Below are 22479 nucleotides of genomic sequence, written 5' to 3' on the forward strand. Positions count from 1 at the left end.
CCGGTGCGGTGTCGGCACTCTCGCCCGCCGCGGAAGCCGACGCACCCTCTGCGCCGCACCACACCCGGTGGCCCGCCGCCGTCGGCGCGCCCCCCTCCCATGCGCCGGCGGCGGCCCCGTTCCGCCTTCCTGTGCGTTGTCTTGACGGAAAGAAACTTCCCGGATATTGGTGACTCCTCGGAAGTTTCTTTCAGCGGTTCTCCTCCGGAAGGAGCGCACGTGCACGACAGCAGCACGGGTAGCACGGGAAGAACGGGAAACACCGCACGGCCGTCCAGACGGGCCGTCCTCGCCGCCACCGCGGGCCTGACCGCCGCCCTGACCGTACCGGCCACCGCCCAGGCCGCCCCCGTCGACCAGCGCGGGCTGCGCGCCCTGATCTCCCGGATGTCCCTGGAGGAGAAGGTCGGCCAGCTCTTCGTGATGCGGGTCTACGGCCACTCGGCCACCGCGCCCGACCAGGCCGACATCGACGCCAACCTCGCGGAGATCGGGGTCCGCACGGCCGCCGAGCTGATCGCGAAGTACCGGGTCGGCGGCATCATCTACTTCACCTGGGCGCACAACACCCGCGACCCGCACCAGATCGCGGACCTGTCCAACGGCATCCAGACGGCGTCCCTCGCGCAGCCCCGCGGCCTGCCGGTGCTCATCGCGACCGACCAGGAGCACGGCATAGTGTGCAGGGTGGGCAAGCCGGCCACGCTGTTCCCGGGCGCGATGGCGATCGGGGCGGGCGGCTCGCGGTCCGACGCCCGCGCCCTGGGCCGCGTCTCCGGCGCCGAACTGCGCGCGATGGGGATCAACCAGGACTACTCGCCGGACGCCGACGTGAACGTCAACCCGGCCAACCCGGTGATCGGCGTACGGTCCTTCGGTGCCGACCCGGACGCGGTGGCGGCGCTGGTGGCGGCCGAGGTGAAGGGTTATCAGGGGTCCCGGGTCGCGGCGACGGCCAAGCACTTCCCGGGGCACGGTGACACCGCCGTGGACAGCCACACCGGCTTCCCGGTCATCACCCACAGCAGGGACCTGTGGGAGCGGCTGGACGCGGTGCCCTTCCGCGCCGCGATCGAGGCGGGCATCGACTCGATCATGACCGCCCACATCCAGTTCCCGGCCCTCGACGACTCCGGGGACCCGGCGACGCTCTCGCACCCGATCCTCACCGGCATCCTGCGCGGCGAACTCGGCTACGACGGGGTCGTGGTCACCGACTCGCTGGGCATGGAGGGCGTGCGCACCAAGTACGGCGACGACCGGGTGCCGGTGCTGGCCCTGAAGGCCGGCGTCGACCAGCTGCTCAACCCGCCCTCGATCGACGTGGCGTGGCACGCGGTGCTGAAGGCCGTCCAGGACGGCGAACTGACCGAGGCCCGTCTGGACGAATCGATCCTGCGCATCCTGCGGCTCAAGGCCCGGCTCGGGCTCCTGGAACGGGCGCACGTCACCCGGGCCGGCGTCGACCGGACGGTCGGCACCGCCGCCCACCTGGCCACCGCCGACCGGATCGCGGAGCGGACCACGACCCTGCTGGTGAACGAGGGGGGCGTCCTCCCGCTCGACAGCCGCACCGCGCCCAAGGTCCTCGTCGTCGGCGCCGACCCGGCCTCGCCGTCCGGCACCACGGGCCCGCCCACCGGCGTGCTGGCCGCCGCCCTCACCGAACTCGGCTTCACCGCCACCGCGCTGTCCACCGGCACCGCACCCTCGGCGGCGGCGATCGACCGGGCAGTGACGGCGGCACAGGACGTGGACGCGGTGGTCGTCGGGACGTACAACGTGACGGCGAACAGCAGCCAGCGCACCCTGGTCGACCGACTGCTCGCCACCGGGCGGCCGGTGGTGGCGGTCGCCATCCGCAACCCCTACGACGCGGCCCAGCTCACCTCGGTGCGGGCCTGCCTGGCGACCTACTCCTGGACGGACGTGGAACTGCGCGCCGCCGCACGGGTGATCGCCGGCCGGGTGGCCCCGCGCGGCCGGCTCCCGGTGCCCGTGCAGCGGGCGGACGATCCGGCGCGGGTGCTGTATCCCCTGGGGTACGGCCTGTCGTACTAGCCGTACGCCGTCCACCGGGGCGGAACGTCCCCGGAGGGCGGAAAACCTCCCGCACGCCTGGCGTGGCCCCGCGGCCGGGGTCACGCTGGGCGGGGGTGTGCGATGCGCGGACGAGGCGGCGTGGGAGGGGTGCACCGGCCACGGCAGGGCGGCCCCGTCCGCCCCTTGACCGGAGTGTCGGCCCGCGTCGGTCCGACCGCCCGGACCGCCCTCGTCGCCGTGGCCGCCGTGACCGTGCTGGCCGCCCTGCTCACCGGCTGCCGGGGCCCGGCCGGCGCTCCCGCGGGCGACGCCCGGTCCGCTCCGGGGCGCGCCGCAGGCCACGGTGCCCCGTTCCTCGCGGTGGGCGCGTGCAGTTCCTTCGGCACCGTGAGTTCCACCGAGGTGCCCTGCGCGGGCGAGCGTGCCGCCGCCCGGGTCGTCGCCCGCCACGACGGCGCGGTCACCGGCGGCCCACCGTGCCCGCCGACCACCGACTTCGTCCTGCGCATCAGCGCGCAGCGACCCGCGCACGACCCGGGTGACGAGGACGGCGAGGACGGCGAGGACGGCGACGGCGCGATCCCGCAGGGCTACGCCTGCATGCGCAATCTGGAGCCCCCGCACCCGGGCGACCCCGGCGCCGGCGGCGGCCCGCGCACCATCCCCGGGGACTGCCTCTACGACTCGGGCCGCGGCCAGGTACGGGAGACGGCCTGCGACGGCTCCGGCCGCCGCGCACCGCGGTACCGGATCACCGAGGCCACCACCAGCCGCCGGGCCTGCCCCGCCTCCACCGTCCTCTACGTCCAGCTCGCCGGCGACCGCCCGGTGGGCTGTGCCCGCCGGGCCCGCTGACGCGCCGACGGCGGAGCCCGCGGGTGCGGACTCCGCCGTCGGTGGCCGTTTCGCCGGGGGCTACGGCCGCAGGCCGGGCTCCCGCTCCACGGCACCCGCGTCGAGGCGGGCGTCGTGGCGGGCCAGCGGCTTCGCCGCGGACGGGTCGGACCGCACCGCCGGGGACGCGACCCCGGCCCACTGGAGGATCCGCGCCGTCGCCAGGGCCTTCTGGTCGGGCACCAGACCGGCGACGTTCGCGCCGTGGTTCAGGCCGGGGGCCGTGAACACGTAGGAGTCACGGGCGCCCGCGCCGAGGCGGAAGCGCTCCGAGCCCCAGGGGTCGTTCTGCCCGTACACGAACAGCATGTGGGTGGCGTGGTGGCGGACCCACGTGTCGACGTCCCGCATCGCGTCCGGCTGGAAGCGCATCGGGATGGAACGGGGCACGAAGTTGCGCGGCGGCTGGTAGCCGTAGCGGACCAACTCGCGCTCGATGTAGGGGAAGTGGATGGTCGGCGCGCCCAGCTGGGTGCCGGCCTGGTAGTAGTACGGCGTGTAGGTCTCCAGCCCCTGGTCGGTGTAGGCGGAGAAGCCGGAGATGGTGTCGACCGAGTCCCAGATCGCGTCGTCGGCGGCGTGCGCCGCGTCCGCGGGGATCGAGTCGCAGTCCTTCAGCAGGCTGTACTGCCAGAAGCCCCACACGTAGTCGAGGACGACCGCCTCGTAGGCCCTGTCCAGGCCGCCGATGGTGTCGAAGGTGTAGCCGTTGTCGGCGGCGTACCGGGCGTACTTCTCCTCCAGGGAGGTGCGCCGGACCAGGGCCTCGCGCTGGACGGCGTTCAGGCGGTCCCGGCACTCCTTCGTGCCGACCTTGGCGAAGAAGCGGTCGTAGGCCGAGTCCTCGTTGTTCACCACGTCGTTCGGGGCGACGTAGGCGACCACGCCGTCCATGTCGCGGGGGTAGAAGCGCTCGTAGTAGGTGGCCGTCATGCCGCCCTTGGAGCCGCCGGTGGCCAGCCAGTTGGCGCCGTAGACCGGCTTCAGCGCCTCGTAGACGCTGTGCTGGTCGCTCGCCGCCTGCCAGATGTCCAGCTTGGACCAGTCGGCCGGGTCGGGCCGGGAGGGTGTGAAGAAGCGGTACTCCAGGGAGACCTGGTTGCCGTCCACGATCTGGGTGGGCTCGCGGCGGGACGGTGTCGTGGAGACGTTGTAGCCGCTGGTGTAGAAGACCGTCGGGCGGCTCACGTCCTTGTGCAGCACGGTGATGCGCTGCTGGAAGGTGCCGCGGTCCGGGTGCCGGTGGTCGACCGGCTGGGTGAAGTTCAGGACGAAGTACCGGTAGCCGGGGTACGGCTTCTCCTGCACCAGGCTGATGCCCGGTATCGCCAGGAGGCGGTCCTTGATGTCGGTGGGCCCCGATGCGGCCGACGGGGCGGCGGTGGCCGCCCCGGCTGTGCTCAGCGTGCCTATGAACACGGTGAGCGCCAGCAGCCATCTGAGCGCCTTGCGCATGCGCACTCTCCCCTGTGAGACAGATGTGCGCCGGAAGCTAGTGGAGCAACAGCCATGACACCAGAGGGAGTTGTATGGTTTGGCGAGGTCTGCGGCTTACGTGGTCAGCACAGGATCCAGCCGGAGCTGACCGAGTCGCCGTTCACCGAGCCCTTCACCCACACGCAGCGCTGCCCGGCGTGCACGGTCACGGGCCCCGCGTGGTGCGTGAACCTGCCCCTTTCCACCACCGGCCGGTTGCCGCGGGCCTGCACGCTGACCGACATCACGCGCCTCGTACCGGGGTCGCGGGCCACGGTGACGGCGCAGACGTAACCGCCGCGCTTGTAGACGTGCACCGCACCGGCGCCGAAGGGAAGCGTCCGCACCTCGCGCCCCGCGCAGCCGTCCGTCGCCGCCGAGGCGGTGCCGGGTGCCGCGAGGGCGAGCGCGCCGGACGCGGCCAGCACGGCCGCGCCCAGCGCCAGACGCCTGCGTATCGCACCACTGTCCACTGTCGTCCTCCCCGTACCGCCGTCACTCGTCACCGATGACCGTACTGGTGTACGGACGCGCGACATGTGTCGGATGGTTGCACGACCGTCAGAAGCACGTTCCCGCCGCCCCTCGGGGAACGGCGCGTCGCCGGCCGTGCGGCCGGGGGCGGTTCAGCGGGGGACACCCACCGGCTCCTCCGGCTCGGACCGGCCGACGAAGGTGCGCCACAGCTCCGCGTACCGGCCGCCGAGCGCCAGGAGTTCCTCGTGCGTGCCGTCCTCGGCCACCCGGCCGTGGTCCATGACCACCACCCGGTCCGCGCGGGCGGCCGTGGTCAGCCGGTGGGCGACCACCAGCGTCGTACGGCGGCCGGCCAGCCGGTCGGTGGCCTGGTTGACCTGGGCCTCCGTGGCCAGGTCCAGGGCGGCGGTGGCCTCGTCGAGCAGCAGGACGTCGGGGTCGACCAGCTCCGCGCGGGCGAGCGCGATGAGCTGGCGCTGGCCGGCCGAGAGGTTGCGGCCGCGCTCGGCGACCTCGTGCAGGTAGCCGCCGTCGAGGGTGGCGACCATCTCGTGCGCGCCGACCGCCCGGGCCGCCGCCTCGACCTCGGCGTCGGTGGCGTCGGGGCGGCCGTAGGCGATGGCGTCGCGGACGGTGCCGGGGAAGAGGTACGCCTCCTGCGGCACGACGCCGAGGCGGTGCCGGTACGCGGTCAGGTCCAGCGTCCGCAGCTCCGCGCCGTCGACCGTGACCCGGCCGGAGGTGGGGTCGTAGAACCGGGCCACCAGCTTGACCAGGGTCGACTTGCCGGCGCCCGTCTCGCCGACGAACGCCACCGTCTGCCCGGCCGGGATGGTCAGGTCGATGCCGGTCAGCGCCTCCTCGTCGGCGCCGTAGGCGAAGTGCACGTCCTCGAAGGCGATGTCGCCGCGCAGGGTGCCGACCTCCCGGGGCTCGTCGGCGGTCCGGGTCGAGGTCGGCTCGCGCAGCAGTTCCTGGATGCGGCCGAGGGAGACCGTGGCCTGCTGGTAGCCGTCGAAGACCTGGGAGAGCTGCTGGACCGGGGCGAAGAACAGGTCGATGTAGAGCAGGTAGGCGACCAGGGCGCCCGTGGTCAGGGTGGCGGCCTCGATGCGGCCCGCGCCCGCGATCAGGACGGCCGCGGCGGCCACCGAGCTCAGCAGCTGTACGAACGGGAAGTACACGGATATCAGCCACTGACCGCGGATCCGGGCCTGCCGGTAGCTGTCGCTGCGCTCGGCGAACCGCCGCCCGCCGTCCCGCTCGCGCCGGAAGGCCTGCACGATCCTGAGTCCGGCCACCGACTCCTGGAGGTCGGCGTTGACCACCGAGACCCGCTCCCGGGCGAGCTCGTACGCCTTCACGCTGGCCCGGCGGAAGAAGAACGTCGCGATGATCAGCGGGGGCAGCGTGGCGAAGACGACGAGGGCGAGCTGGACGTCGATGACCAGCAGCACGACCATGATGCCGAAGAAGGTGACGACCGAGACGAACGCCGTGACCAGCCCGGTCTGCAGGAACGTGGACAGGGCGTCGACGTCCGTCGTCATCCGGGTCATGATCCGGCCGGTCAGCTCGCGCTCGTAGTAGTCGAGGCCGAGCCGCTGGAGCTGGGAGAAGATCTTCAGCCGCAGCGCGTACAGCACGCGCTCGCCGGTACGGCCGGTCATCCGGGTCTCGCCGACCTGCGCGCCCCACTGGACCGCCACGGTCAGCAGGCCGAGCAGCGAGGCCGCCCAGACCGCGCCGACGGCCGTCTTGGTCACGCCCGCGTCGATGCCGTGCCGGATCAGCACCGGCAGCAGCAGGCCGGCGCCCGCGTCCACGGCGACCAGCACCAGGCTGACCAGCAGGGGCAGCCCGAAGCCGCGCAGCAGGCGGCGCAGGCCGTACGACTCCTCCGCGCGGACCGCACGGGCCTCGTCGACGTCCGGGGTGTCGGTGGCCGGGGGCAGCGCCTCCACCAGGGCCAGCAGCTCCGGGGTGGCCGGGGTGCCGGAGAGCGTCGCGTCCTTGGCGCTCCCGGCCTCGCGGTCGCCCGTCCACAGCCTGGGGGTGACGCCCCGCTCGGCGTCGAACTCGGCGTCCAGTTCGTCGCGGACCGAGGTGTCCTCGCTCGGCCCGGCCGGCAGGGCGTGGCCCGGGGAGACCCCGCCCAGCTCGTCCGGGTCGGTCAGCAGGCGGCGGTAGAGGGCGGAGCGCTCCTGGAGTTCGTCGTGCGTGCCGAGGTCGGAGAGCCGGCCGCCGTCGAGGACGGCGATGCGGTCGGCGAGGTTGAGGGTGGAGCGGCGGTGTGCGATGAGCAGGGTGGTGCGGCCCCGCATGACCTGCTTCAGCGCCTCGTGGATCTCGTGCTCGACCCGGGCGTCCACCGCCGAGGTGGCGTCGTCGAGGACCAGCAGGCGCGGGTCGGTGAGCAGGGCCCGGGCGAGCGCGACGCGCTGGCGCTGGCCACCGGACAGGGTGAGTCCGTGCTCGCCGACCAAGGTGTCGTAGCCGGCGGGCAGCTCGGCGATGAAACGGTCCGCCTGGGCGGCGCGCGCGGCGGCCTCGATCTCCTCCTGGGTGGCGTCGGGACGGCCGTAGGCGATGTTGGCGCGGACGGTGTCCGAGAAGAGGAAGGAGTCCTCGGGGACCAGGCCGATCGCGGCCCGCAGGGAGTCCAGGGTCAGCTCGCGCACGTCGTGGCCGCCGATCAGGACGGCGCCGTGGGTCACGTCGTAGAAGCGCGGCAGGAGCAGCGAGAGGGTGGACTTGCCGGAGCCGGAGGAGCCGACGACGGCGAGGGTCTCGCCGGGGCGTATGCCGAAGCTGAGCCCGTCCAGGACCTTGCGGTCCTGGTCGTAGCCGAAGGACACGTCGTCGAACTCGACGGTGGCGGGCGCCTCGGCCGGCAGGGTCTTGGTGCCCTCGCGCAGGGTGGGCTCGGTGTCGATCAGCTCCAGGACGCGCTCGGTGCCGGCGCGGGCCTGCTGGCCGACGGTGAGCACGACGGCGAGCATCCGGCCCGGACCGACGAGCTGGGCGAGGTAGGTGGAGAAGGCGACGAAGGTGCCGAGGGTGATGTGGCCGCGCACGGCCAGCCAGCCGCCGAGCGCCAGCATGGCGACCTGGCCGAGGGCGGGGACCGCCTGCAGGGCCGGGGTGTACCTGCTGTTCAGCCGGATCGTGCGCATCCGGCCCGCGAACAGCCGGCGGCCGACCTCGCGCAGCTTGCCGGTCTCCTGCTCCTCCTGCCCGAACCCCTTCACCACGCGGACGCCGCTGACGGCGCCGTCCACCACTCCGGCGACCGCGGCGGCCTGGGCCTGGGCGTACCAGGTGGCGGGGTGGAGCTTGGTGCGGCTGCGTTTGGCGATCCAGCCGAGGGCCGGGCCCACGGCCAGGGCGACCAGGGTGAGGGGCAGCGACAGCCACGCCATGATCACCAGGGAGATCACGAAGAGCAGGAGGTTCCCGATGGTCATCGGGAGCATGAAGAGCAGGCCCTGGATGAGCTGGAGGTCGCTGGTGGCGCGGCCGACGACCTGCCCGGTGGACAGCTCGTCCTGACGGCGGCCGTCGAGCCGGGTGAGGGTGCCGTACATCTCGGTCCGCAGGTCGTGCTGGACGTCGAGGGCGAGCCGGCCGCCGTAGTAGCGGCGGACGAAGGCGGAGGCGTAGACGAGGAGCGCGGCGGCTATCAGGGCGCCCGCCCACACGGCCATGGAACGGCTGTGGTCGCCGATCACGTCGTCGATGATCACCTTGGTGATCAGCGGGACGACGGCCAGCACCGCCATGCCGGCGAGCGAGGCGCCGAGGGCGAGGACGACGTCCTTCGGATACCGCCAGGCGTACCCCGCCAGCCGTCGTGCCCATCCCCGTTGCGCTGCCACGCCGGTGCCTTCCGTTCGACCTGTTCTTCCGGAAGGCACCAACACCGCGGGAAGCGGATTTCATCCCTCCGCAACAATCCGGAGGCCGGTTCCGGACAGGTACCCGCAGGTCACGGGTGACGGGAGTGACCGCCGTCCGGTCTCGGCCGGCCGGCGGCGGTCACCCGGTGTCAGCCGCCCGCGGGCACCGCCGGGAACGCCTCGCTCGGCGTGGTGGTCGGCTTGTAGCGCAGCGAGGTGGCGGCGGTCGTCGCCGGGACGAGGTCCTTGTGGATGGCCTTCGCCACGTTCTGGATGGTGGTGACGCCGTAGTCCATGGTGCTGTTGTCCCAGGTCAGCACGGACATCATGTAGTCGTGGCCGCCGCCGCTGAAGGTGCCGAGGCTGTGCACCCGCCAGCCGTGCGTGGAGCGCTGCAGCCAGCCGTTCTTGACGTGCACGGTGACCGTGGACGGCGCGCCGGCCGGCGTGCCCCAGCGCTGGGAGGAGATGACCTGGCCCATGAGCTTGAGGATGTAGGCGCGGGAGTTGTCGCTCAGGACCGTGTTGCCGGCGGTGACCAGTTTGAGCAGCTTCTGCTCGTCGGTGACGTTCTCCTGGGTCAGGCCCCAGTAGCCGTTGGCACCCGGGACGGTCTTGGTCATCCCGGCGGCGGCCAGGAAGCCCTTGATCTTCGTCATGCCGAGCTGCTTCCAGAGCGTGCTGGTCGCGGCGTTGTCCGACTTGGTGATCATGGACTGGGCGAGCGAGGTCTCGCGGTCGGTCAGATAGCGGTCGTGCTTCTTGGCGTCCCACAGCAGCGTGGCGAGGACGGTGACCTTCACCGTGCTGGCCGAGTCGTACGCGGAGGTGGCCCGCAACGCGCACGTCGTCTTGGTGGTGCGGTCGTAGACGCCCACCGCGACCGTGCTCCTGCGGTTCGCCAGCGCCGCCGTGATGTCCTTCTGCAGCTTGGTGGCCAGGCCCGCCTTGGCGGACGTGCAGCTCACGGCCGGCGTGGCCGCGGCGGCCGGGGTGGCGGCACTGACCGCCGGGACGAGCAGCGCACCGCCGACGGCGGCCGCGAGCACCCGACCGGATATCCGGTAAGTCATGAAGAGTTCCCCTTGAACGTCGTACGGGCGTCCCCCTGAACGCCGTTGAGCGCACCCGTGCGCTGCCTGAGTGGACCAGCAAGGGGAGTGAAAAGTTGTACGCGCGTTCGCTGCGCGCCAGTTCGAGGAGAGAAGGGGAGGTGGGGTCGTGTGCTCGGTCGGCCGGTGTCAGGAGGCGAGCCGGCCGGTCGCGGCGTCGACGACGGTGACGTACCGTCAGCCCGTACAGGCGCCCGGCCCGGTTGATCCGCACGTCGAGGCTGCGGGGCACGGCCACCCCGCGCTCCTTGAACCGCCAGGAGGTGACCCAGCCGACCCCGCCCTCGTCCTTGCGCGCTCGTCGCCCCGCGCGTCGCGCCGGTGAGGCGGGACGCCCAGCGGTAACCACCTGACGGCGTGCTCGACTTGGCGCCCGCGGGTCAGGGCCGGCACTTCAGGATCACCGGGGCGGACGGGCCGGGCGCCCGGCGTGGTTCCCCGCCGGGCGGGGCGGAGAAGAGGCGGGACCCTAGCCCAGATGTGTGGGCGCGAACATCCGCAGGACCGCGGGGAGTACGACCACCGACGGGCCGGGGGTCGCGAGGGCCTTCGTCAGGTCCGTCTCCAGGGTCTCCGGGGTCGTGCGGACTCCGGGGACGCCGAAGGACTCGGCGAGGGCCACGTAGTCGGGGCGGGACAGTTCGGTCGCCGTCGCCTGACCGAAGGTGTCCGTCATGTACTCGCGCAGGATGCCGTAACCGCCGTCGTCGACGATCAGCCAGGTGACGTCCAGGCCGTACTGCTCGGCCGTGGCCAGTTCCGCGATGGAGTAGAGGGCTCCGCCGTCGCCGGAGACCGCCAGGACCGGGCGGGTCGGGTCGGCCGCCGCCGCGCCCAGTGCCGCCGGGAAGCCGTAGCCGAGGCCGCCGGCGCCCTGGGCCGAGTGCATGGTGTTGGCGCCCCGGGGGTCGAAGGCCGACCAGGCCCAGTACGCCAGGATCGTCATGTCCCAGAAGGACGGGGCACCGGACGGCAGGGCCCGCCGGACGGCCGCCAGCACGTCCTGTTCCAGGGTGAGTTGCTGGGCGGCGATGCGGTCGGCGACCTTGGCGAGGACCTCCCGGACCCGCCGCGGCGCCGACTCGTCGGGCCGCTCCTCGACCGTCTCCAGCAGGGCCTGCAGCGCCGGGCGGGCGTCCGCGTGGATGCCGAGGGCGGGATGGTTGGACTCCAGCTTGCCGAGGTCGGCCTCGATCTGGATCACCCGGCCGCGCGGCGTGAACGTGTGGTAGTTGGAGGACAGTTCGCCGAGGCCCGAGCCGACGACGAGGAGGACGTCCGCGTCCTCCAGGAAGTCCGTGGTGTGGCGGTCCTCCAGCCAGGACTGGAGGGAGAGGGGGTGCTCCCAGGGGAAGGCGCCCTTGCCGCCGAAGGTGGTGACCACGGGAGCGTTCAGCCTCTCGGCCAGCGCCCGCAGCTTGCCCGCGGCGTCCGCGCGTACGACCCCGCCGCCCGCGATGATCGCCGGGCGCTCGGCGCGGGACAGCAGGTCCGCCGCCAGCGCCGTCAGTTCGGGGCGGGGGACGAGGTCGTCCGGGGTGGCGTCCATCGCCGTGACGACCGGCAGGGTCGCCTCCGCGAGCAGCACGTCCTGCGGGATCTCCACCCACACCGGGCCGTGCGGAGCGGTCAGCGCCGACTTCCAGGCCGCCGCGATCGCGGACGGGATCTGGGACTGGCTGCGGACGGTGTGCACCGACTTCACCACGCCCCGGAACGAGGCGGCCTGGTCCGGGAGTTCGTGGAGGTAGCCGTGGCGGCCGCCGCCGAGGCCCGCCGTCGGGATCTGGCTGCTGATCGCCAGGACGGGGGCCGAGGCCGCCGCCGCCTCCTGCAGCGCGGCCAGGGAGGTCAGGGCTCCCGGGCCGGTCGACAGCAGCAGCGGGGCGGCCTCGCCGGTGACGCGGCCGTAGGCGTCGGCCGCGAAGCCCGCGTTGTTCTCCACCCGCAGGCCGACGTAGCGCAGCGAGGAGCGGCGCAGGGCGTCGAACATGCCGAGGGCGTGCTGGCCGGGCAGGCCGAAGACGGTGGTCGCGCCGAGCCCGGCCAGCGTCTCCACGACCAGGTCTCCGCCGTTGCGTCCCGTCATCGCGTGGCGCGAAGCGCCTCCGTGAGGGGTGGTGGCCGGGCGACGGGAGGGCGGGTTGAGCGCGGCCTCGGTCTGCGCGGGTGTCGGGCGGAGTACCAGGTCGTGGTCGTGAGTCACTGCTCTCGATCCCCCTAAGGAGCGTCAGGCGTTGCGGGCCGCCGCGATCTGGCGGCTCATGATGGTGGTGAGTTCGTAGGCGGTGTGGGAGGCGGCCACCGAGGTGATCTCCGCGTGGTCGTACGCGGGGGCGACCTCGACGACGTCCGCCGACACCAGGTTGCACGACGCCAGCCCGCGCAGGATCTCCAGCAGCTCGCGGGAGGTCATGCCGCCCGCCTCCGGGGTGCCGGTGCCGGGCGCGTGCGCCGGGTCGAGGCAGTCGATGTCGATGGAGATGTACAGCGGGCGGTCGCCGATGCGCTGGCGGAGCTGGTCGGCCACCTCGTCGGCCCCGCGGCGGTAGATGTCCGCCGAGGTGACGATGCCGAAGCCCATCTTCTCGTCGTCGGTGAGGTCCTGCTTGCCGTACAGCGGGCCGCGGGTGCCGACGTGGGAGAGCGCCTCGGTGTCGAGGATGCCCTCCTCCACCGCGCGGCGGAACGGGGTGCCGTGGGTGTACTCGGCGCCGAAGTAGGTGTCCCAGGTGTCGAGGTGGGCGTCGAAGTGGAGCAGGGCCACCGGGCCGTGCTTCTTCGCGACCGAGCGCAGCAGCGGGAGGGCGATGGTGTGGTCGCCGCCCAGGGTCATGAGCCGGGCGCCGGTGCCGAGCAGCTCGTCGGCGGCGGCCTCGATGGTGTCGACGGCCTCGTTGATGTTGAACGGGTTCACGGCGATGTCGCCGCCGTCGGCCACCTGGGCGAGGGCGAACGGCGACGCGTCCTGCGCGGGGTTGTAGGGACGCAGCAGCCGGGACGCCTCGCGGATGGCGTTGCCGCCGAAGCGGGCGCCCGGCCGGTACGAGACGCCGGAGTCGAACGGCACGCCCACGACGGCGACGTCGGCGGTGCCGACCTCGTCCAGCCGGGGCAGCCGGGCGAAGGTGGCGGGTCCGGCGTACCGCGGGATGCGGGAGGAGTCGACGGGGCCGCGGGGCGTCTCGTTGCTGCTCATGGTCAAATGCTCTCTTTCTTGCGCTTCGTCGCGCATGTACTGCTTTTCATACGACTCTACTGGGGAGCCGGGACGGGTTCGGACGCGAGTTCGGGGGTCCGTCCGGCCAGGCGCTCGCGCCAGGTGGCGAGGACCGCCTCGTCGGTGGGCCGGGTGGCCAGGGAGACCGCGACGTAGGCGGCGAGGGAGGCGAGCAGGCCGTAGTAGACCGGCTCGTTGGCGAGGATGCCGTAGCCGGCCATCAGGCCGATCACGGCGAGGCCGCCGACGATCACGGAGGCCAGCGCGCCCTGGACGGTGCCGCGCTTCCACAGCAGGCCGCCGAGGATGGGCACGAGCAGACCGCCGACCAGCAGGTTGTAGGCCACGGTCAGCGCCTCGACCACGTTGTTCAGCGCGATCGCGGTGCCGATCACCGCGATGCCCATGATCAGGATGAAGACGCGGTTGCCGCGCACCTCGTCGTGCGGCTCCCCGTGCGCGTCCCCGTCGCGGCGCACGGCACCGCGCAGCCGGGACCAGATGTCGTTGTTGGCGACGGTGGCGCAGGCGATCAGGGCGCCGGAGGACGTCGACATCACGGCGGCGAGGGCGGCGGCCAGCACCAGGCCGCGCACGCCGACGGGCAGCTCGTCCTTGACGATGGTGGCGAAGGCGTCGTCGGGGCTGCCGAGCTTGGGGTAGAGCACCTTGGCCGCCGTACCGATGACGGCGCCGGCGAGGGCGTAGGCCAGGCAGTAGGTTCCGGCCACCGTGCCGCCCCAGCGTGCGGTCCGGTCGCCGCGGGCGGTGAACACGCGCTGCCAGATGTCCTGGCCGATGAGCATGCCGAAGGTGTAGATCAGCACGTAGGTGAAGATCGTCTCGCCGCCGATGCCCAGCGGGTCGAAGTAGGAGGTCGGGAGCTTGGCCTTCATCGCGGAGAAGCCGCCCGCCTTGACCACCGCGATGGGCAGCAGCAGGAGCAGCACGCCGATGGTCTTGACGACGAACTGGACCATGTCGGTCAGGGTGATCGACCACATGCCGCCGAGCGTCGAGTAGGCGACCACGATCGCGCCGCCGAGGACGATGGCGACGGACCGGTTCATGTCGAACAGGACGTCGAAGATGGTGGCGTAGGCGATCGTGGAGGTCACCGCGAGCATGAGGGTGTAGGCCCACATCACGACGCCCGAGATCACGCCGGCCCGGCCGCCGTAGCGCAGGTCCAGCATCTCGGAGACGGTGTAGACCTTCAGCCGGGCGATGCGCGCGGAGAAGAACACGGACAGGGCCAGCAGCCCGAGGCCGATGGTGAACACCATCCACGCGCCGGACAGCCCGTACTGGTAGCCGAGTCCCACTCCGCCGATGGTGGACGCGCCGCCGAGGACGATCGCGGCCATGGTGCCGGAGTACATGGCCGGGCCCAGGCGGCGGCCGGCCACCAGGAACTCGCTCTTCGACCTGGCGCGGCGCATGCCCCACCAGCCCATGGCCAGCATTCCGGCGAGATAGACGACGATCACTGTGTAGTCGACGGCCATGCGGGGGCCCTCCTTCGCGCACTCGGTGGCGTGTCGTGCAGATACGTGGGGGTGTCCTCGGGGAGAGGGGGCGACGGCAGCGGCTGCGGGGACATCCGCCCGTACCCGCGGCTGCCGTGCTGCCTTGACCCTAGGTGGCCGGAAAGCGACTGCGAAGTGTACGTTTCATCCACACGAGCGGGGGCGGATGGAGGAAACGCACACCATGCCGGACCCGGTCACCTCTGCCGTCCCCGAAGCCCCGGCGGCCCCGGCCGTCCCGCCGACCCCACCCGTCCCGCTCGCGGCGCTGCTGGCCCGGGAGGACCTGGCGCTGCGGCAGATCGCCGGGCCCGCGGCCCCGGATGTCGCGATCCACTGGGCGCACACCTCGGAGATGGCCGACCCCTTCCCCTACCTGCTGGGCGGCGAGCTGCTGCTCACGGCCGGGGTGCACGTCCCGCGGGACGCGGGCCCGGAGCGGCTGGACGACTACTTCGGCGGGTACGTCTCCCGGATCGTCGCCGCCGGCGGGGCGGCCCTCGGCTTCGGCCTCGCCCCGGTGCACGACACGGTCCCGCCCGCCCTGGTCGCCGCCTGTGAGGCCGCGTCCCTCCCCCTGCTGGAGGTGCCGCCGCGGACGACCTTCTCCGGGGTCGCCCGCGCGGTCTGGCAGCTGATGGCGCAGGCCCGTCTCGCCGAGCTGCGCCGGGTGACGGAGGCGCAGCAGAGCCTCGCGGCCGCGGCCTCCCGCCCCGATCCGGTCCCCGCCGTGCTGCGCCAGCTCGCCCAGCGCCTCGGCGGCCGGGCGGTGCTGTACGGGCCGGACGGCGGCGCAATCGCGGAGGCGGGCCGGGAGCCGGCGGGGCCGGCCCGCGACGCGCTGCACCGGCTGGCGGGCGTGGTGCGGCCCGCGGGCGGCGCGGGCGCGGCTCCCGCCCCGGCCTCCGCCACCGACACCGTCGGCGATACCCATCTGCTGGCCTACGCCCTCGGCTCCGGGGAGGGCTTCGTGCTCGGTGTGGCCACCGCCCAGCGCGAACCCGGCGACCACACCGTCGCCTCCGTCGCCTCCGTGCTCCTGTCCCTGCTCACCGGCGAGCACCAGAGCGGTGCCGGGGCGGCCCGCTCGTCCGCGCTCGTACGGCTGCTGCTCGGCGCGGCGCCGGAGGCGGTCGCGCCGCTGCTGGAGCCGGGCGGCGGGCGGTGGGTCGTGGTGCACGCCCGGCCGGAGACCCAGCTCCCGGACGTGATGGCGGCCTCGGCGCTCGGCGCGGCCCTCGGCTCGCCCCTGGTCGACCTCGCCGGGGACGTCGTACGGGTGCTGGTGCCCGCCGGGCGGGAGCCGGCCCCGCAGCCGGGCTGGACCATCGGCGTCAGCGCGGCCGTGGAGCCCTGGGAGTGGCCGGCCGCCGACCGCCAGGCCGCCCGCGCGCTGGCCCGGGCCCGCGCCACCCGCGGCCCGCTGGTGCGGCACGGCGCCCGGCCGGGTCTGGCCGACCTGGTGTCCCGGCCGGACGCGGAGGCGCATGGGCGTGCGCTGCTCGCCCCGCTCGCCGGCCGGCCCGAGCTCGCCGAGACGCTGCGGGCCTGGCTCTCGCTGCACGGGAGTTGGGACCGTACGGCGGTGGCGCTGGGCGTGCACCGCAACACGGTGCGGCAGCGGATCGCCCGCTGCGCCGCCCTGTTGGAGGCCGACCTGGAGGACGCGGACCTGCGGATGGAGCTGTGGTTCGCGCTGCGGCACGGTGCGTGACCCACGTCCCAGGGTGCGGTATGCCGAAGACGCGCGGGGCCCGCTGCCCCACAATGGGAGACATGCCGATACCCGGGACACCCAGCCGCGCCCAGCTCGTCGACCACCTGGTGAGGACCCGTATCGCGGGGGACGTCGCCACGCCCCGCGAGAACAACCTCTCCCACTACCGTCAGCTCGCCAACGGTGTCCGCAACTTCTGGTTCGGTCTGGAGCTGGGCGACCGCTGGCGGGACGAGCAGGACGTGCTCGCGGTCATGGCCGAGCGGGTCGGCGTCAACGACGATCCCGAGTACCGGTACGGGCAGGACACCATCGACCCCGAGCTGACCGTGGACGCGCTGGAGCGCCTCGCGCGCCGGCTGCGCAAGGCGGCCGACGGGCGGCAGCGGGTGCTGTTCGCCACCGGCCACCCCGGCGGCCTGCTGGACGTGCACCGGGCCACGGCCGCGGCGTTGCGCGCCGCCGGCTGCGAGATCGTCGTCATCCCGGACGGGCTGCAGACGGACGAGGGTTATGTGATGCAGTTCGCGGACGTGGCCGTCCTGGAGCACGGCGCGACGCTGTGGCACACGCATTCCGGTGAGCCGATGCGGGCCATCCTGACGGGACTTGAGCGTGAGGGGCGTCCGCTGCCCGATCTGGTGGTCGCCGACCACGGCTGGGCGGGGTACGCCGGGCAGCACGGGGTCGACTCGGTCGGGTACGCCGACTGCAACGACCCGGCACTGTTCCTGGCCGAGTCCGAGGGCACCCTGCAGGTGGCGGTGCCGCTCGACGACCATGTCGTCAGCCCGCGCCACTACGACCCGATGACGGCGTATCTGCTGGCGGAGGCCGGGCTGTCCTGACGCCCGGCCGGCCGCCGCCACGCGCGTGATGGTGCGGTCCCGAGGTAGGACCGCACCGTCACCTCAGTGCGTGGCCGCGTGGCCGGTTCTAGTGACCTCCTCCACCGCCGTAGCCGCCACCGCCGTGGTCGCCACCGCCGTAGCCGCCACCGCCGTGGTCGCCACCGCCGTAACCGCCATGGTCGCCACCGCCGTAACCGCCGTGGTCGCCATTGCCGTAACCGCCGTAGTCGCCATTGCCGTAGCCACCGTGGTCGCCGTGGTCGCCGTAGTAGCCGCCGTCATCGTCGTTGTTCCACCAGCCGTTGCCGTGGCCCCAGTCGTTGTCGCCCCAATCCCTGCTGTGGCTGTAGCCGCCGTGGTCGCCGTGGTCCGACGCCGAGGCAGTGCCCGCCGCCCCGATCGCGGCTCCGCCGGCCAGCAGGAGTCCGACTGCGGACGTCGCGACAAGACGCCTCGTGCGTGTTGCTCGCATGGGAGTACCTTCCATCGTCTCTCGTGGCCCCTGACGGGGCGTCACGAGGTGGATGGCCGTCGCCGCACGGGAACGAGAAGGGTGCGGCGCGGTCTGTTGGATGTCACCGCTGGCTCATGAGCGGCATCTGGTGCCGGCCGACGCCTGCGTTCCCGGTCATCGGGTTTCGCGGCTGAGGTCAGAGCTGTGCCGGGACCTCGTCGGCCGCCTGTGCCGTGCACTTGCGGCTTTCACCAAAAGAGCCTAGTACCGCACCCGTCACTCGTCATCTCGGGCGACTAATCGCGTCACACTCATCGCGGGACGCGCACCACGCCCTCCTGGATCACCGTGATGGCGAGCCGTCCGTCCTGGGTGTGGATGCGGGCCTGGCCCAGGCCACGGCCGCCGTGCGCGGACGGCGACTCCTGGTCGTACAGCAGCCACTCGTCGGCGCGGAACGGCCGGTGGAACCACATGGCGTGGTCCAGGGAGGCGCCGACCACGTCGCCCACCGCCCAGCCGCCGCGCCCGTGCGCGAGCAGCACGGAGTCGAGCAGGGTCATGTCGGAGACGTAGGTGGCGAGGACCACGTGGAGCAGGGGGTCGTCGTCGAGCTTGCCGTTGGTGCGGAACCACACCTGGGAGTGCGGCTCGCGCGGCTCGCCGAACCTGCCGTACGGCGGCTCGTCCACGTAGCGCAGGTCGATCGCCTCGCGGGCCTCCAGGAACCGCTCCACCACGTCGGGCGCCAGGTGGCCGTAGCCGCGCAGCCGCTCCTGGGAGGTGGGCAGGCCGGCCGGGTCGGGCGCGGCCGGCATGGGGGCCTGGTGGTCGAGGCCCTCCTCGTACGTCTGGAAGGACGCCGACAGGTGGAAGATCGGCTTGCCGTGCTGGACGGCGACCACGCGGCGGGTGGTGAAGGACCGGCCGTCGCGGATGCGGTCGACGGTGTAGACGATCGGCGCGCCCGGGTCGCCGGGGCGCAGGAAGTACGCGTGCAGGGAGTGGGCGGGCCGGTCGGCGGGGACCGTGCGGCCCGCGGCGACCAGCGCCTGCGCGGCGACCTGCCCGCCGAACACGCGCGGGACGACGGCGGCGCGGGACCGGCCGCGGAAGATGTTCTCCTCGATCTGCTCCAGGTCGAGCAGATCGAGGAGACTCCGAAGTGCCTGGCTCATGGCTCTCAGTTGTACCGGCCAGTCGTCACAGGGTCCTTACAGGCCCATGTCCTTGGCGATGATCGTCTTCATGATCTCGCTGGTGCCGCCGTAGATGCGGTTGACGCGGTTGTCCGCGTACAGGCGGGCGATCGGGTACTCGTTCATGTACCCGTAGCCGCCGTGCAGCTGGAGGCAGCGGTCGATCACGCGGTGGGCGACCTCGGTGCAGAACAGCTTGGCGGAGGCGGCCTCGGCGGGGGTCAGCTCACCGGCGTCCAGCGCCTCGGTCGCGCGGTCGGCGACGGCCTCGGCCGCGTCCACCTCGGCCTGGCAGGCGGCCAGCTCGAACTTGGTGTTCTGGAAGTGGGCGACCGGCTTGCCGAAGACGGTGCGCTCCTGGACGTACTGCTTGGCGAACCGGACGGCGGCCTTGGCCTGGGCGTAGGCGCCGAAGGCGATGCCCCAGCGCTCGGAGGCCAGGTTGTGGCCGAGGTAGTAGAAGCCCTTGTTCTCCTCGCCCAGCAGGTCCTCGACCGGGACCTTGACGTCGACGAACGCCAGCTCGGCGGTGTCGGAGGTCTTCAGGCCGAGCTTGTCGAGCTTGCGGCCGACGGAGTAGCCCTCGGACTTGGTGTCGACGGCGAACAGGGAGATGCCGTGGCGGCGGTCCTCTGCGGTCGGCGCGGCCGTGCGGGCGCAGACGATGACCTTGTCGGCGTGCACACCGCCGGTGATGAAGGTCTTGGCGCCGTTGAGGACGTAGTGGGTGCCGTCCTCGGAGAGCTTCGCGGTGGACTTCATGCCCGCGAGGTCGGAGCCGGTGCCCGGCTCCGTCATCGCGATGGCCCACATCTCCTCGCCGGTGACGAACTTCGGCAGGAAGCGCTTCTTCTGCTCGTCGGTGGCGAGCATCTTGATGTACGGGAGGGCGAGCAGCACGTGCACGCCGGAGCCGCCGAACTGGACGCCCGCGCGAGCGGTCTCCTCGTAGAGGACGGCCTCGAACTTGTGGCTCTCCATGCCCGCCCCGCCGAACTCCTCGGGGACGTTGATGCCGAAGATGCCCAGCTCGCCGAGCTTGTAGTAGAAGTCGCGCGGGGCCTGGCCGGCCGCGAACCACTCGTCGTAGACGGGCACGACCTCGGCCTCGATGAAGGCGCGGAGGGTCTCCCGGAACGCCTCGTGATCCTCGTTGAACACCGTACGGCGCACGCCGCCCACCTCCAGGTACCTGTCTAAGCGCTTGCTCACTCTCGAAGATACCGGCGAGTACGCTCAGCCGTCCAGGGTGAGGTGCGCCACCCGTCCGGGTCAGCCCTCGGCGATGCCCTCCGGGGCACCCGCCGCGGCGAAGGCGCCCCGGGCCATCCGGTGCAGCAGCGCCGCCGTGGCCCCGCGGCCGGGCAGGGTGCCGGCGCGGCCGAGGTGCGGCGTGGAGTTGAGCAGGCCGAAGACGGAGTGGACGGCGGAGCGGGCCGACGGCTCGGTGAGGGCCGGGTAGACCTCCCGGACCACCTCGACCCACAGCTCCACGTACTGCCGCTGGAGCTGGCGCACCAGCTTGCGGTCGCTGTCGCGCAGCCGGTCGAGCTCACGGTCGTGCAGGGTGATCAGGGGACGGTCGTCCAGGGCGAAGTCGATGTGGCCCTCGATGAGCGAGTCCAGCACGGCCGGGGCGCCCGAGCGCCCGTCGGCCTCCGCCAGGCGCCGCTTCGCGCCGGTCAGCAGCTGGCCGCTGATGCCGACCAGCAGCTCGGCGAGCATCGCGTCCTTGCCGGGGAAGTGCCGGTACAGACCGGGTCCGCTGATGCCGACCGCCGCGCCTATCTCGTCCACGCCGACGCCGTGGAAACCACGCTCGGCGAAGAGGCGGGCGGCCTCCTTGAGGATCTGCTCGCGGCGGGTGGGGGCGTCGGTTCTGGTGACCATGCCTGCAATTCTAGACAGCGAGGTTAGCGGTCGTTAACCTGAAGGAAATGGTTAACGCTCATTAACAGTACGACCACTGGGTGAGGGGACCGCAGGATGCAGGAGGCACCGGAGCTGACGAGCGCGGCAGATCCCGCGTCGGAGGCCTGGCGAGCCAATGAACAGGCTCACCTCGCCCTCGTCGGCGAGCTGCGCGCCAAGCTGGGCGCGGCCGCCGAGGGCGGCGGGGAGAAGGCGCGGGCGCGGCACACCGCGCGCGGGAAGCTGCTGCCGAGGGACAGGGTGGACACCCTGCTCGACCCCGGCTCACCGTTCCTGGAGCTGGCCCCCCTCGCCGCCGACGGGATGTACGACGGACAGGCGCCGGCCGCCGGCGTGATCGCCGGGATCGGGCGGGTCAGCGGGCGCGAGTGCGTGATCGTCGCCAACGACGCCACCGTCAAGGGCGGCACCTACTACCCGATGACGGTGAAGAAGCACCTGCGCGCGCAGGAGGTGGCCCTGGACAACCGGCTGCCGTGCGTCTACCTGGTCGACTCGGGCGGCGCGTTCCTGCCGATGCAGGACGAGGTGTTCCCGGACCGCGAGCACTTCGGGCGGATCTTCTACAACCAGGCGCGGATGTCCGGCGCCGGTATCCCGCAGATCGCGGCGGTCCTCGGCTCGTGCACGGCCGGCGGCGCGTACGTGCCGGCCATGAGCGACGAGGCCGTGATCGTGCGCAACCAGGGGACGATCTTCCTCGGCGGTCCGCCACTGGTGAAGGCGGCCACCGGCGAGGTCGTCACGGCCGAGGAGCTGGGCGGCGGCGAGGTGCACTCCCGGGTCTCCGGTGTCACCGACCACCTCGCCGAGGACGACGCGCACGCCCTGCGGATCGTGCGCGACATCGTCGCCACGCTCCCCGCGCGGCAGCCGCTGCCCTGGGAGGTCACACCGGTCGTCGAGCCGAAGGTGGACCCGTACGGGATCTACGGCGCCGTGCCGGTGGACTCGCGCACCCCCTACGACGTGCGCGAGATCATCGCGCGCGTGGCCGACGGCTCCCGGTTCGCCGAGTTCAAGAGCGAGTACGGGCAGACCCTGATCACCGGCTTCGCCCGGATCCACGGGCACCCCGTCGGGATCGTCGCCAACAACGGCATCCTCTTCTCCGAGTCCGCCCAGAAGGGCGCCCACTTCATCGAGCTGTGCGACCAGCGCGGCATCCCGCTGGTGTTCCTGCAGAACATCTCCGGCTTCATGGTCGGCAAGGACTACGAGGCGGGCGGCATCGCCAAGCACGGCGCCAAGATGGTCACGGCGGTGGCCTGCACCCGGGTGCCGAAGCTGACGGTGGTGGTCGGCGGCTCGTACGGGGCCGGCAACTACTCGATGTGCGGCCGGGCCTACTCCCCCCGCTTCCTGTGGATGTGGCCCAACGCCAAGATCTCCGTGATGGGCGGCGAGCAGGCCGCGTCCGTGCTCGCCACGGTCAAGCGGGACCAGCTGGAGGCCCGCGGCGAGGACTGGGCGGCCGAGGACGAGGAGGCGTTCAAGGCGCCGATCCGCGCGCAGTACGAGCACCAGGGCAACGCCTACTACGCCACCGCCCGCCTGTGGGACGACGGCGTCATCGACCCGCTGGAGACCCGTCAGGTGCTGGGACTCGCCCTGACGGCCTGCGCCAACGCGCCCCTGGGAGACCCCCAGTTCGGCGTCTTCCGGATGTGAGGAGG

The 22479-nt window shown here is 72.7% G+C and carries 16 protein-coding genes; 5 read left to right on the forward strand and 11 right to left on the reverse strand.

All coding sequences use genetic code 11. The annotated features are described in order from the left end of the window. Window positions 1-219 precede the first annotated feature (219 nt). Both B446_RS14535 and B446_RS14540 read left to right on the forward strand, forming a co-directional pair. Window positions 220-2061 (forward strand): glycoside hydrolase family 3 protein, encoded by a 1842-nt coding sequence (locus tag B446_RS14535; RefSeq protein WP_020940203.1) that lies wholly within the window; start codon window positions 220-222, stop codon window positions 2059-2061. A 165-nt stretch (window positions 2062-2226) separates the two neighbouring features. Next, complete coding sequence (locus tag B446_RS14540) at window positions 2227-2898, forward strand: hypothetical protein (protein WP_419184155.1); 672 nt, start codon at window positions 2227-2229, stop codon at window positions 2896-2898. A 60-nt stretch (window positions 2899-2958) separates the two neighbouring features. Here the strand turns inward: B446_RS14540 and B446_RS14545 are convergent, their stop codons facing one another. The 7 genes from B446_RS14545 to B446_RS14575 form a co-directional block, all read right to left on the reverse strand. Then, window positions 2959-4392, reverse strand: coding sequence for a S28 family serine protease (locus tag B446_RS14545; RefSeq protein ID WP_020940205.1), 1434 nt, complete (start codon window positions 4390-4392; stop codon window positions 2959-2961). 104 nt (window positions 4393-4496) lie between these two features. Further along, complete coding sequence (locus tag B446_RS14550; RefSeq protein WP_020940206.1) at window positions 4497-4886, reverse strand: hypothetical protein; 390 nt, start codon at window positions 4884-4886, stop codon at window positions 4497-4499. A gap of 153 nt (window positions 4887-5039) precedes the next feature. Beyond that, window positions 5040-8768: an ABC transporter ATP-binding protein gene (locus B446_RS14555; RefSeq protein ID WP_020940207.1), complete on the reverse strand. Its 3729-nt coding sequence runs from the start codon at window positions 8766-8768 to the stop codon at window positions 5040-5042. Window positions 8769-8938: 170 nt separating this feature from the next. Then, a complete protein-coding gene (locus tag B446_RS14560; protein WP_043475596.1) occupies window positions 8939-9862 on the reverse strand; it encodes a serine hydrolase in 924 nt (307 codons plus the stop codon). Between the two features lie 508 nt (window positions 9863-10370). Beyond that, complete coding sequence (locus B446_RS14565) at window positions 10371-12107, reverse strand: thiamine pyrophosphate-binding protein (RefSeq protein WP_043475599.1); 1737 nt, start codon at window positions 12105-12107, stop codon at window positions 10371-10373. A gap of 24 nt (window positions 12108-12131) precedes the next feature. After that, window positions 12132-13100, reverse strand: coding sequence for an agmatinase (speB, locus tag B446_RS14570; RefSeq protein WP_020940210.1), 969 nt, complete (start codon window positions 13098-13100; stop codon window positions 12132-12134). 56 nt (window positions 13101-13156) lie between these two features. Next, window positions 13157-14629, reverse strand: coding sequence for a sodium:solute symporter (locus tag B446_RS14575; protein WP_020940211.1), 1473 nt, complete (start codon window positions 14627-14629; stop codon window positions 13157-13159). Between the two features lie 205 nt (window positions 14630-14834). Between B446_RS14575 and B446_RS14580 the strand changes: the two genes are divergently transcribed. Both B446_RS14580 and B446_RS14585 read left to right on the forward strand, forming a co-directional pair. Beyond that, complete coding sequence (locus B446_RS14580) at window positions 14835-16364, forward strand: PucR family transcriptional regulator (protein WP_234967492.1); 1530 nt, start codon at window positions 14835-14837, stop codon at window positions 16362-16364. Window positions 16365-16426: 62 nt separating this feature from the next. Further along, window positions 16427-17215, forward strand: coding sequence for a phosphatase (locus B446_RS14585; RefSeq protein ID WP_020940213.1), 789 nt, complete (start codon window positions 16427-16429; stop codon window positions 17213-17215). 88 nt (window positions 17216-17303) lie between these two features. Here the strand turns inward: B446_RS14585 and B446_RS39870 are convergent, their stop codons facing one another. The 4 genes from B446_RS39870 to B446_RS14605 all read right to left on the reverse strand — a co-directional run bounded on the left by B446_RS39870 (window position 17304) and on the right by B446_RS14605 (window position 20761). After that, complete coding sequence (locus B446_RS39870) at window positions 17304-17690, reverse strand: hypothetical protein (RefSeq protein WP_193384460.1); 387 nt, start codon at window positions 17688-17690, stop codon at window positions 17304-17306. A 293-nt stretch (window positions 17691-17983) separates the two neighbouring features. After that, window positions 17984-18850 (reverse strand): acyl-CoA thioesterase, encoded by an 867-nt coding sequence (locus B446_RS14595; protein WP_020940215.1) that lies wholly within the window; start codon window positions 18848-18850, stop codon window positions 17984-17986. 36 nt (window positions 18851-18886) lie between these two features. Further along, window positions 18887-20044: an acyl-CoA dehydrogenase family protein gene (locus tag B446_RS14600; RefSeq protein WP_020940216.1), complete on the reverse strand. Its 1158-nt coding sequence runs from the start codon at window positions 20042-20044 to the stop codon at window positions 18887-18889. A gap of 99 nt (window positions 20045-20143) precedes the next feature. Then, entirely contained in the window at window positions 20144-20761 is a 618-nt protein-coding gene (locus B446_RS14605; RefSeq protein WP_020940217.1) for a TetR/AcrR family transcriptional regulator, read from the reverse strand. A gap of 96 nt (window positions 20762-20857) precedes the next feature. On the opposite strand from B446_RS14605, the gene B446_RS14610 reads away from it, so the two are divergent. Continuing rightward, window positions 20858-22474 (forward strand): carboxyl transferase domain-containing protein, encoded by a 1617-nt coding sequence (locus B446_RS14610; protein ID WP_020940218.1) that lies wholly within the window; start codon window positions 20858-20860, stop codon window positions 22472-22474. The last annotated feature ends 5 nt before the right edge of the window (window positions 22475-22479 follow it).

The organism is Streptomyces collinus Tu 365 (genome assembly GCF_000444875.1).
GTDB classification, from domain to species: Bacteria; Actinomycetota; Actinomycetes; order Streptomycetales; family Streptomycetaceae; genus Streptomyces; species Streptomyces collinus_A.

Coding starts and splice junctions, on each gene's coding strand:
- B446_RS14545 (WP_020940205.1), bottom strand. CDS start 4,392: ATGCGCAAGGCGCTCAGATGGCTGCTGGCGCTCACCGTGTTCATAGGC.
- B446_RS14560 (WP_043475596.1), bottom strand. CDS start 9,862: ATGACTTACCGGATATCCGGTCGGGTGCTCGCGGCCGCCGTCGGCGGT.
- speB (WP_020940210.1), bottom strand. CDS start 13,100: ATGAGCAGCAACGAGACGCCCCGCGGCCCCGTCGACTCCTCCCGCATC.
- B446_RS14575 (WP_020940211.1), bottom strand. CDS start 14,629: ATGGCCGTCGACTACACAGTGATCGTCGTCTATCTCGCCGGAATGCTG.
- B446_RS14580 (WP_234967492.1), top strand. CDS start 14,835: ATGCCGGACCCGGTCACCTCTGCCGTCCCCGAAGCCCCGGCGGCCCCG.
- B446_RS14585 (WP_020940213.1), top strand. CDS start 16,427: ATGCCGATACCCGGGACACCCAGCCGCGCCCAGCTCGTCGACCACCTG.
- B446_RS39870 (WP_193384460.1), bottom strand. CDS start 17,690: ATGCGAGCAACACGCACGAGGCGTCTTGTCGCGACGTCCGCAGTCGGA.
- B446_RS14595 (WP_020940215.1), bottom strand. CDS start 18,850: ATGAGCCAGGCACTTCGGAGTCTCCTCGATCTGCTCGACCTGGAGCAG.
- B446_RS14605 (WP_020940217.1), bottom strand. CDS start 20,761: ATGGTCACCAGAACCGACGCCCCCACCCGCCGCGAGCAGATCCTCAAG.
- B446_RS14610 (WP_020940218.1), top strand. CDS start 20,858: ATGCAGGAGGCACCGGAGCTGACGAGCGCGGCAGATCCCGCGTCGGAG.